Annotated in this window: 11 protein-coding genes; 9 read left to right on the top strand and 2 right to left on the bottom strand. The window is 70.4% G+C overall.

What is annotated here, in order from left to right; translation table 11 throughout:
* Window positions 1-591, bottom strand: a 591-nt coding sequence (locus tag VFM98_RS20435) for a PQQ-dependent sugar dehydrogenase (RefSeq protein WP_325111733.1), incomplete at its 3' end; no start/stop codon positions are given.
* A gap of 126 nt (window positions 592-717) precedes the next feature.
* Between VFM98_RS20435 and VFM98_RS20440 the strand changes: the two genes are divergently transcribed.
* The 5 genes from VFM98_RS20440 (at window position 718) to VFM98_RS20460 (ending at window position 4,204) form a co-directional block, all read left to right on the top strand.
* Window positions 718-2,235, top strand: coding sequence for an amidase (locus tag VFM98_RS20440; RefSeq protein WP_325111734.1), 1,518 nt, complete (start codon window positions 718-720; stop codon window positions 2,233-2,235).
* Between the two features lie 6 nt (window positions 2,236-2,241).
* Entirely contained in the window at window positions 2,242-3,039 is a 798-nt protein-coding gene (locus VFM98_RS20445) for a cytochrome c3 family protein (protein ID WP_325111735.1), read from the top strand.
* A gap of 124 nt (window positions 3,040-3,163) precedes the next feature.
* Entirely contained in the window at window positions 3,164-3,568 is a 405-nt protein-coding gene (locus VFM98_RS20450) for a septal ring lytic transglycosylase RlpA family protein (protein ID WP_414709057.1), read from the top strand.
* A 69-nt stretch (window positions 3,569-3,637) separates the two neighbouring features.
* Window positions 3,638-3,961 (top strand): hypothetical protein, encoded by a 324-nt coding sequence (locus tag VFM98_RS20455; protein WP_325111736.1) that lies wholly within the window; start codon window positions 3,638-3,640, stop codon window positions 3,959-3,961.
* A gap of 60 nt (window positions 3,962-4,021) precedes the next feature.
* Window positions 4,022-4,204 carry a hypothetical protein gene (locus VFM98_RS20460; protein ID WP_325111737.1) on the top strand — a complete coding sequence of 61 codons (183 nt, stop codon included), beginning with the start codon at window positions 4,022-4,024 and terminating at the stop codon, window positions 4,202-4,204.
* A 25-nt stretch (window positions 4,205-4,229) separates the two neighbouring features.
* On the opposite strand, the gene VFM98_RS20465 is transcribed toward VFM98_RS20460, so the two are convergent.
* Window positions 4,230-4,505: a PepSY domain-containing protein gene (locus VFM98_RS20465; RefSeq protein ID WP_325111738.1), complete on the bottom strand. Its 276-nt coding sequence runs from the start codon at window positions 4,503-4,505 to the stop codon at window positions 4,230-4,232.
* Between the two features lie 224 nt (window positions 4,506-4,729).
* On the opposite strand from VFM98_RS20465, the gene VFM98_RS20470 reads away from it, so the two are divergent.
* The 4 genes from VFM98_RS20470 to VFM98_RS20485 all read left to right on the top strand — a co-directional run.
* On the top strand, window positions 4,730-5,746 hold the full coding sequence (locus tag VFM98_RS20470) for a thiamine pyrophosphate-dependent dehydrogenase E1 component subunit alpha (RefSeq protein WP_325111739.1): 1,017 nt from the start codon (window positions 4,730-4,732) through the stop codon (window positions 5,744-5,746).
* Window positions 5,737-6,708 carry an alpha-ketoacid dehydrogenase subunit beta gene (locus VFM98_RS20475; RefSeq protein WP_325111740.1) on the top strand — a complete coding sequence of 324 codons (972 nt, stop codon included), beginning with the start codon at window positions 5,737-5,739 and terminating at the stop codon, window positions 6,706-6,708. The genes VFM98_RS20470 and VFM98_RS20475 overlap by 10 nt, the downstream gene beginning before the upstream one ends.
* Complete coding sequence (locus VFM98_RS20480; RefSeq protein ID WP_325111741.1) at window positions 6,705-7,226, top strand: TRAP transporter small permease; 522 nt, start codon at window positions 6,705-6,707, stop codon at window positions 7,224-7,226. Before VFM98_RS20475 ends, VFM98_RS20480 begins: the two co-directional genes overlap by 4 nt.
* On the top strand, window positions 7,223-8,299 hold a 1,077-nt coding region (locus tag VFM98_RS20485; RefSeq protein ID WP_325111742.1), incomplete at its 3' end, for a TRAP transporter large permease. The genes VFM98_RS20480 and VFM98_RS20485, both read left to right, overlap by 4 nt.

Genomic DNA, 8,299 nt, shown 5'->3' on the forward strand with positions numbered 1-8,299 from the left:
CTTGCCCAGCAGCGAATCGAGGTTCTGCCCGTTGCCCAGCGGGTCGCCGCCACCGCCGCCATCTCCCGTCGCGAGGTAGAGAAAACCGTCCGGGCCGAAGCGGACCAATCCGCCCTTGTGGTTGGAGAAGGAGCGGTGGGGAATCGTCAGGATGCGCAGCGGCGCCGGATCGGCGCGGTTCGCGTCGGCTGCAGACACGCGGAAGCGCTCGATCGCGATGTCGCCGCTGGTCTCCGTGAAATAGACGTAAAAGAATCCGTTGAGTGCATACGCGGGATCGAATGCCATCGAGAGCAGCCCGCCCTCGCCGTCGGTGCCGACCCTTGCCGAAATGTCGAGGAAGGGCGCGGCCACCTTGACGCCGCCCTGCACGACCACGATGCGGCCGGCGCGCTCGACGATGAAGAGGCGCGCATCGCCGGCGGGCGCGGTGGCGAACATCGGCGCGTCCAGGCCCGAGACCGCGACCGACGTGGCGAGCGCGAGGGGTTGCGCCGGCGGCGGCGCGGGATCGCCACTGCCGCCGTCGCCACCTCCACCACCGCCGCAGGCGGCAAGCATCGCCGTGAGGAGCAAGGTGGCTGGCTTCATTCGCAATCCCGGTGGTGGATGGTCCGTCTTGGCGCGGCGCTCGCATGCAGCCGTTCGACCGGCGCCGTTGACCCGGCGAAAGGCGCGTCGAACAATCGCCGCACGTCCACTCTCCCGGAGGCCGCCATGCCCGTCAAGCGCCCCACGCTGCAGCAGCTCAAGGAGATCGCCGTCGAGCTCGGAATCCATCTCTCGGATGCACAGGCCGCCAAGTACGAGCAGCTGCTGCAGCCGAACTTCGATGCCTACGACGTCGTCGATGCGCTGCCCGACTACCTGCCCACCGTCACCTACCCCCGCACGCCGGGCTATCGGCCGACGGGCGAGGAGAACCGCTACGGCGCCTGGTACGTGAAGACCACGATCAAGGGCAAGCCGGGCGGCAAGCTCGAAGGCCGCAGGGTCGTGCTGAAGGACAACGTCTGCCTCGCCGGGGTGCCGATGATGAACGGCGCCTCCACGCTGGAGGGCTACGTGCCCAACGTCGACGCCACGATCGCCACGCGCCTGCTCGATGCCGGCGCGACCATCGTCGGCAAGTCGGTCTGCGAGTACTTCTGCTTCTCGGGTGGCTCGCACACGAGCGCCTCCGGCCCGGTGCACAACCCGCGGCGCATGGGCTATTCGGCGGGCGGGTCTTCTTCCGGCAGCGCCGCGCTGCTGGCCGCCGGCGAGGTGGACATGGCGATCGGCGGCGACCAGGGCGGCTCGATCCGCATGCCCGCTTCGTTCTGCGGCGTCGTCGGCCTCAAGCCCACGCACGGGCTCGTGCCCTACACCGGCGTGATGCCCATCGAGCTGACGCTGGACCACACCGGCCCGATGACGAGGACGGTGGCCGACAACGCGCTGATGCTGGAAGTGCTGGCCGGCCCCGACGGCCTCGATCCGCGCCAGTACGCGCAGCAGGCGTCCCGCCCGTACACCGACCTCATGAAGGGTGGCGTCGCCGGCCTGAAGATCGCCGTGGTGCAGGAGGGCTTCGAGTGGCCGCAGTCGGACGCACAGGTGAACGCCAAGGTGCGCGCAGCGGCCGATGCGCTGCGCAAGCTCGGTGCGGAGGTGACCGAGCTCTCGGTGCCGATGCACAAGGTGGGCCCGGCGATCTGGTTGCCCATCGCCGCCGAGGGCGCCACGCAGCAGATGATGAAGGACAACGGCCACGGCTTCAACTGGAAGGGCCTCTACGTGACGAGCCTGGTCGACTACCACGCCGGCTGGAAGGAGCGCGCCGACGAACTCTCGGAGACGCTCAAGATCACGATGGTGCTGGGCGAGTACTTCATCCAGCATTACCGCGGCCGCTACTACGCCAAGGCGCAGAACCTCGCGCGCCAGTTGCGGCAGGCCTACGACGACGTGCTGGCGCGGCACGACCTGCTGCTGATGCCCACGCTGCCGATCACGGCCACGCCCCTGCCGCCGCCCGGCGCGCCGGTGGAAGACGTCATCGCGCGAGCGTTCGAGGTCCTGCCCAACACCTGCCAGTTCGACGCCACCGGGCATCCCGCCATGAGCCTGCCGTGCGGGCAGGTGGACGGCCTGCCGGTGGGGCTGATGCTGGTGGGGCGGCACTGGGACGAGGGCACGATCTACCGCGCGGCCCTGGCGTTCGAACAGGCCAAGGACTGGCGCGACCTCTGAGGCCGCATGCTTCGCCACGCCTGCGATCGTGCGTTCGCCGCTGTGGGGCTGGTCCTCGCCCTGGTAGCGAGCCCGGTCTGCGCGCAGCTCGCCAATTCCAAGCACAACCTCACGAGCGGCGGGCCGGGCGTGACGCCCTCCGGCGATGCCGAGGAGATCTGCGTCTTCTGCCACACCCCCATCGGTGCCGACGCCAGCGCCGCCGTGCCGCAGTGGAACCGCGCCCTGCCCTCGCCGGCGATGTACCGCACCTACGACACGCTGGGCACCTCCACGCTCACCGGCCGGTTGGCACCGGTGGGATCCGTCTCGCTCGCGTGCCTGTCCTGCCACGACGGGGCGCAGGCCATGAGCGCGGTGATCAATACGTCTTCCTCCGGGCGTGCCGAAGACACCTGGGCCGGCACCCGCTCCGCAAGCGGTGCGTCGGTGACGAGCTACAGCAATCTCGGCACCGACCTGCGCGACGACCACCCGATCGGCGTGCAGTACGGCGGCGGCGGGATCACGGAAGCCGCGCCGGGAGCCATGACCAACAATCCCGATTTCCGGCGGCCCCAGTCCGCGGTGCTGAACGAAGTGCGCGTCTGGTGGATCGAGACCGAGGCGGGCGCGAGCGCAACGCGCCGCAAGACCGACCTGAGCCTCTATACGCGCACGCGCACCGACGGCTACACCGGACAGACCGTCGCGGAGCCCTTCGTGGAGTGCGCCAGCTGCCACGACCCGCACATCGACAAGGCACTGTTCCTGCGCGTCAGCAACGCACGCAGCGCGCTGTGCCTGGCCTGCCACGCGATCTAGCCGGCGGACGGTCCGGCGGGCTTTCTACAATGCGCCGATGCATTGTCCGGTTGCCGTCGAAGTTCCTGGCAAACACCCCTCGGCACGGCTGCCCACGCCGACGCGATGGCTGCGACCCGCCTGCATGGTGCTCGCCCTTGCGGGCGTGCTTGCAGGATGCTCCACGCCGCCGGAGTTGCCCCGGCCCCGCCCGGATGCTGTCGCACCGGAGAAGCCGCAGGGTGGCGAAATTGGCCGCGGCAAGGCCTCGTGGTACGGCCCCGGCTTCCACGGCAAGCTGACGGCCAGCGGCGAGCGCTTCGACATGAATGCGAGGACGGCGGCCCACCGGACGCTGGCGTTCGGCTCGCTGGTCCTCGTGCGCAACATGCGCAACGGCCGCGAGGTGGTCGTGCGCATCAATGACCGCGGCCCGCACGTGCGCGGCCGGATCATCGACCTGAGCAAGGCCGCGGCGGCAGCCATCGATCTGTTGCAGGCCGGTGAGGCTCCGGTGATCCTCATGCGGACGACCGAAGACGATCTCTGAAGGTACAGCAGGCGGGCATTCCACGCGCCGCATCCGTGATCGGCCCGGTCGGCGCGCTAGAGTGACGGCATGCATTGGCTTCGCAGCATCATCCGTCGCGCGCCCCGGCGCTATCTCGTGCTGGGCAAGACCAGCCTGCTGGTCGGCGCCATCCTGATCGTCGGTGCCGTCTTCGCGCGGGGCGGTCTGGTGGCCCTCAATACCGAACGTGCGGAAGCCAAGCTGCCTGCGCTGCGGACGCTGGCCGAGGCCTATCCGCAGTACCCCACGTGGATCGTCCCGGAAGGGCCGCTCGGTTTCGCCATCAGCGCCGTGCTGGTCCTCATCGGCACCGGGCTCACGGTGATGGCCGAGGCGGCGATCAAGGAGCAGCGGTGGCGCGGCAAGGTGTAGGTTGGTGGTGAGCGCCGTCCCGGCCGGAGACTGGTACGCTGCGGACTTCGTGGAGGCCTCATGCGGAAACTTCTCGTGATCATCGCGGCCGCTGCAATGGCGGCTCCTGCACTGCACGCTGCCGCCCCCGCGCCTCGCGCCAAGGCAAGCGACAGCGCCAAGGCCGCCTTCATCAAGAAGTGCTTCCGCGACCAGACCAAGAAGGCTTGCACGGCGCCGCCTGCGGCGCGCGTGAAGCAGTAGCGGCCATCGCGGCAGGGTTGCAGCCTTAGCGCGAGCGCCCGGTTTCCGCGTCGATCACCACCATGCGCACTTCGCCGGCCTTGGTGAGCACCTGGATGCGCCACACGATCGTGCCGTCCACGTGCACGCCGCGTTCCACCGCCAGCACCCGGCCGGGGGTCACGCGCTGCGCGATCGCGGCCGCCTGCTCGCGGTCCACCGCCGCCCACGCAGGCGGCAGCAGGAACAGCAGACCCAGGAGCAGCGCGCCCATGGCGATCAGCCGGTTGTGCCTCGGCAGCAGCGCAGTTGCGCTTCGCATCGGTGTAGCTTTCATCATCATGCGTTCCAGCATAGGCGCTCGATCCTGAACGAGGGAGGAACGGAAGGACCCGCCCCACCGGGGCAAAGCCGGGCTCTGCAGCGACGTACATGCAGAGGAATCGCCCCCGACACTTAAGGGAAAACCCTTGTCCACAGCCGCGCTGCGCGCGGAGGCCCTCCGCGCGCTCTCTACAATGGCTGCACGACAACAAGGCTTGAGTGATGGCCACAGAGACGGAGACTCTCCTGGCCCTGTACCGGACGATGGTCCGGATCAGGGCGTTCGAAGATGCGGCGGAAGTCGCGAGCCAGGGCGGCGTCAGCGCCTACGGCATGACGGCGGGCGTGACCGCGCAGGTCCGCGGGCCGCTGCACCTGTCCACGGGGCAGGAGGCCGTGCCCGCCGGCGTGTGCGCGCACCTGCACCCCGACGACTACCTCACCTCCACCCACCGCGGCCATGGCCACACGCTGGCCAAGGGCGCCGATCCCGTGCGCATGATGTGCGAGCTGTTCGGCAAGGCCACGGGCTACAACGGCGGCAAGGGCGGCTCGATGCATATCGCCGACTTCTCCGTCGGCATGCTGGGCGCCAACGGTGTCGTGGCCGCCGGCCTGCCGATCGCCGTGGGTGCCGCGCACGCGCAGAAGCTGCAGCGGCGCCAGGGCATCACGGCCTGCTTCTTCGGCGACGGCGCGATCAACCGCGGCCCCTTCCTCGAAGCGCTGAACTGGGCCCGCGTGTACGAGCTGCCGGTGCTGTTCGTGTGCGAGGACAACCGCTGGAGCGCCACCACGCCGAGCGGCCCGATGACCGCGGGCGATGGCGCCTCGGCCCGCGCTGCCAGCCTCGACATCCCCGCCGTGCAGGTGAACGGCAACGACGTGATCGCGGTGCACCGCGCCGCGGCGGAACTGGTGCCGCAGGTCCGCGCCGGCAACGGCCCGCACCTGCTGCACGCCATCACCTACCGCGTCAAGGGCCACGTCTCGGTGGACCCGGCCGCCTACCGCGATCCGAAGGAACTGGAAGCGGCGCTGCGCGACGACCCGATCGTGCGTGCCCGCGCCGCGTACCTCGCACTGGCGGGTGCCGACGCCGCGCAGCTGCAAGCCATCGGGCGCGAAGCGGCCGAGGAAGTGCAGCGCGCACTGGCCGCTGCGGACGCGGCGCCCTGGCCGGAGGCGGCCAGCGCCTTCACCGACGTGCAGACCACGGGAGCGGGCCAATGGCGCTGATGACGTATGCGCAGGCCGCGCAGCTGGCCCTGCAGCACGAGATGGAAGCCGATGCGAACGTGGTCGTGCTCGGCGAAGACGTCGGCCGCGGCGGCATCTTCGGCCAGTACCGCGGCCTGCAGGAGCGCTTCGGCACGCAGCGCGTGATCGACACCCCGATCAGCGAAGCCGCCATCCTGGGCGCCGGCGTCGGGATGGCGCTCGCGGGCCTGCGGCCGGTGATCGAGATGCGCGTCGTGGACTTCGCCCTCTGCGCGATGGACGAGATCGCCAACCAGGGTGCCAAGAACCGCTTCATGTTCGGCGGCCAGGGACGCGTGCCGATGGTGGTGCGCATGCCGATCGGCATCTGGGATGCGTCGGCGGCGCAGCACTCGCAATCGCTGGAGAGCTGGTTCGCCCACCTGCCGGGCCTGGTGGTGGTCTGCCCCGCCACGCCGCAGGACAACTACTCCATGCTGCGCGCGGCGCTCGCCAGCGGCGACCCGGTGGTGTACATGGAGCACAAGACGCTGTGGGGCCTGCAGGGCGAGGTCGATCCCGCCCAGCCCGCGGAGCTGGGGCGTGCGCGCATCGTTCGGCCCGGCGCCGACCTCACCATCGTGAGCTGGAGCCGCCAGCTGCAGGCCTGCACCCAGGCCTGCGAGGCGCTCGCGGCCGAAGGCGTGCAGGCCGAACTGATCGACCTGCGCAGCATCTGGCCCTGGGACCGCGAGGCGGTGCTGGCCTCGTGCGCGCGCACCGGCCGGCTGCTGGTGGTGCACGAGGCCGTGCAGGCCGCCGGCTTCGGCGCCGAGATCGCCGCCACCGCGGCCGAGGCGACGGGCTGCCGCGTGCGCCGCCTCGGTGCCCCGCGCATCCCGGTGGGCTATGCGCCGGTGTTGGAAGCGCAGTCGCGGGTCGACGCCGATGCGATCGTCGCGGCCGCACGCGCTCTGCGCGGGCAAGGGGAACGGCCATGACGCAAGTGCCGCACAACGTGCCCGAGGAGCTGCCGCTGGAGGAGGCGCCCGAGGAGCCGACCCGCGTGCCGCTCGCCATCGAGGACTGGCTCACCGTCATCGTGATGGGCCTGCTGGCGCTGATCACCTTCGCCAACGTGGTGGTGCGCTACTTCACCAACCAGTCCTTCGCCTGGACCGAGGAGATCTCGGTCCACCTGATGATCGTGCTGGTGCTGGTGGCCGGCTCCGCCTCGGTGGCGCGCAACCGCCAGATCCGCATCGAGTTCTTCGCCGACGCCGGCCCCGAGGAGCGGCAGCGCAAGCTGGCCCGCTTCGGCGCGCTGATGGTGTGCGTGCTGTTCGTGCTGCTGGCGGCGCTCAGCACGCGCCTCGTCTACGACCACTGGAAGTACGAGGAGACCTCGCCCGGCATCGGCGTGCCGCAGTGGTGGTATTCGATCTGGCTGCCGTTGCTGTCGCTGGCGATCGCCGGCCGCGCCTTCGGACTGTTCCTGCGCCGGAGGCGTGCACGGTGATCGGCGCCCTCCTGTTCGCCATCTTCATCGGCATGATGGTCGTGGGCGTGCCGATCGGCGCCGCCCTCGGCCTGGCCGGTGCCGCCGCCATCGCGCTGGCCAATGCCGACACGCAGTGGTTCGGCCTGCTGGCGGTGCCGCAGAACTTCTATGCGGGCCTGGGCAAGTACCCGCTGCTGGCCATCCCGATGTTCGTGCTGGTCGGCTCCATCTTCGACCGCTCGGGCGTCGCCGCGCGGCTGGTGAACTTCGCGGTCGCCATCGTCGGCCGCGGCTCCGGCATGCTGCCGCTGGTGGCGATCGCCGTGGCGATGTTCCTGGGCGGCGTCTCCGGTTCCGGCCCGGCCAACGCCGCCGCAGTGGGCGGCGTGATGATCGCCGCGATGGCGCGCGCGGGCTACCCGGCCGGCTACTCGGCTTCCATCGTCGGCGCGGCCGCGGCCACCGACATCCTGATCCCGCCCTCGATCGCCTTCATCGTCTACTCGGTGCTGGTGCCCGGCGCCTCGGTGCCCGCGCTGTTCGCCGCCGGCATGGTGCCCGGCGTGCTGGTGGGTCTGGCCCTGATCGTGCCCGCCGTGTGGATGGCGCGCCGCAACGGCATGGGCGCGGCCGAGGCGCAGCTGCCGCGACCGCCCTTCTGGCGCAGCCTGCGCGAGGCGAGCTGGGGCCTCGCCGCGCCGGTGGTGATCCTCGGCGGCATGCGTGCCGGCTGGTTCACGCCCACCGAAGCCGCCGTGGTGGCGGTGTTCTACGGCCTGTTCGTCGGCATGGCGATCCACCGCACGATCGGCGTGCGCGACCTGTTCGTGATCCTGCGCGAGGCCGGCGAGATCTCCGCCGTGATCCTGCTGGTGGTGGCGCTGGCCGGCGTGTTCGCCTATTCGCTCTCCACGCTGGGCATCATCGACCCGGTCACCAGGGCGATCACGCAGTCCGGCCTGGGCGAGTTCGGCGTGCTGTCGCTGCTCGTGCTGCTGCTGGTGGCGGTGGGCATGGTGCTGGACGGCGTCTCGATCTTCCTGATCTTCGTGCCGCTGATGATGCCGATCATCAACCACTACCACTGGGAC

This window comes from Ramlibacter sp., assembly GCF_035706265.1.
GTDB lineage: Bacteria > Pseudomonadota > Gammaproteobacteria > Burkholderiales > Burkholderiaceae_C > Ramlibacter.

What these genes read in the sequence shown, in the direction of transcription:
- VFM98_RS20455 (WP_325111736.1), top strand. Translation starts at nt 3,638, where the DNA reads ATGCATTGGCTTCGCAGCATCATCCGTCGCGCGCCCCGGCGCTATCTC.
- VFM98_RS20480 (WP_325111741.1), top strand. Translation starts at nt 6,705, where the DNA reads ATGACGCAAGTGCCGCACAACGTGCCCGAGGAGCTGCCGCTGGAGGAG.
- VFM98_RS20465 (WP_325111738.1), bottom strand. Translation starts at nt 4,505, where the DNA reads ATGCGAAGCGCAACTGCGCTGCTGCCGAGGCACAACCGGCTGATCGCC.
- VFM98_RS20450 (WP_414709057.1), top strand. Translation starts at nt 3,164, where the DNA reads ATGGTGCTCGCCCTTGCGGGCGTGCTTGCAGGATGCTCCACGCCGCCG.
- VFM98_RS20460 (WP_325111737.1), top strand. Translation starts at nt 4,022, where the DNA reads ATGCGGAAACTTCTCGTGATCATCGCGGCCGCTGCAATGGCGGCTCCT.
- VFM98_RS20470 (WP_325111739.1), top strand. Translation starts at nt 4,730, where the DNA reads ATGGCCACAGAGACGGAGACTCTCCTGGCCCTGTACCGGACGATGGTC.
- VFM98_RS20440 (WP_325111734.1), top strand. Translation starts at nt 718, where the DNA reads ATGCCCGTCAAGCGCCCCACGCTGCAGCAGCTCAAGGAGATCGCCGTC.
- VFM98_RS20475 (WP_325111740.1), top strand. Translation starts at nt 5,737, where the DNA reads ATGGCGCTGATGACGTATGCGCAGGCCGCGCAGCTGGCCCTGCAGCAC.
- VFM98_RS20445 (WP_325111735.1), top strand. Translation starts at nt 2,242, where the DNA reads ATGCTTCGCCACGCCTGCGATCGTGCGTTCGCCGCTGTGGGGCTGGTC.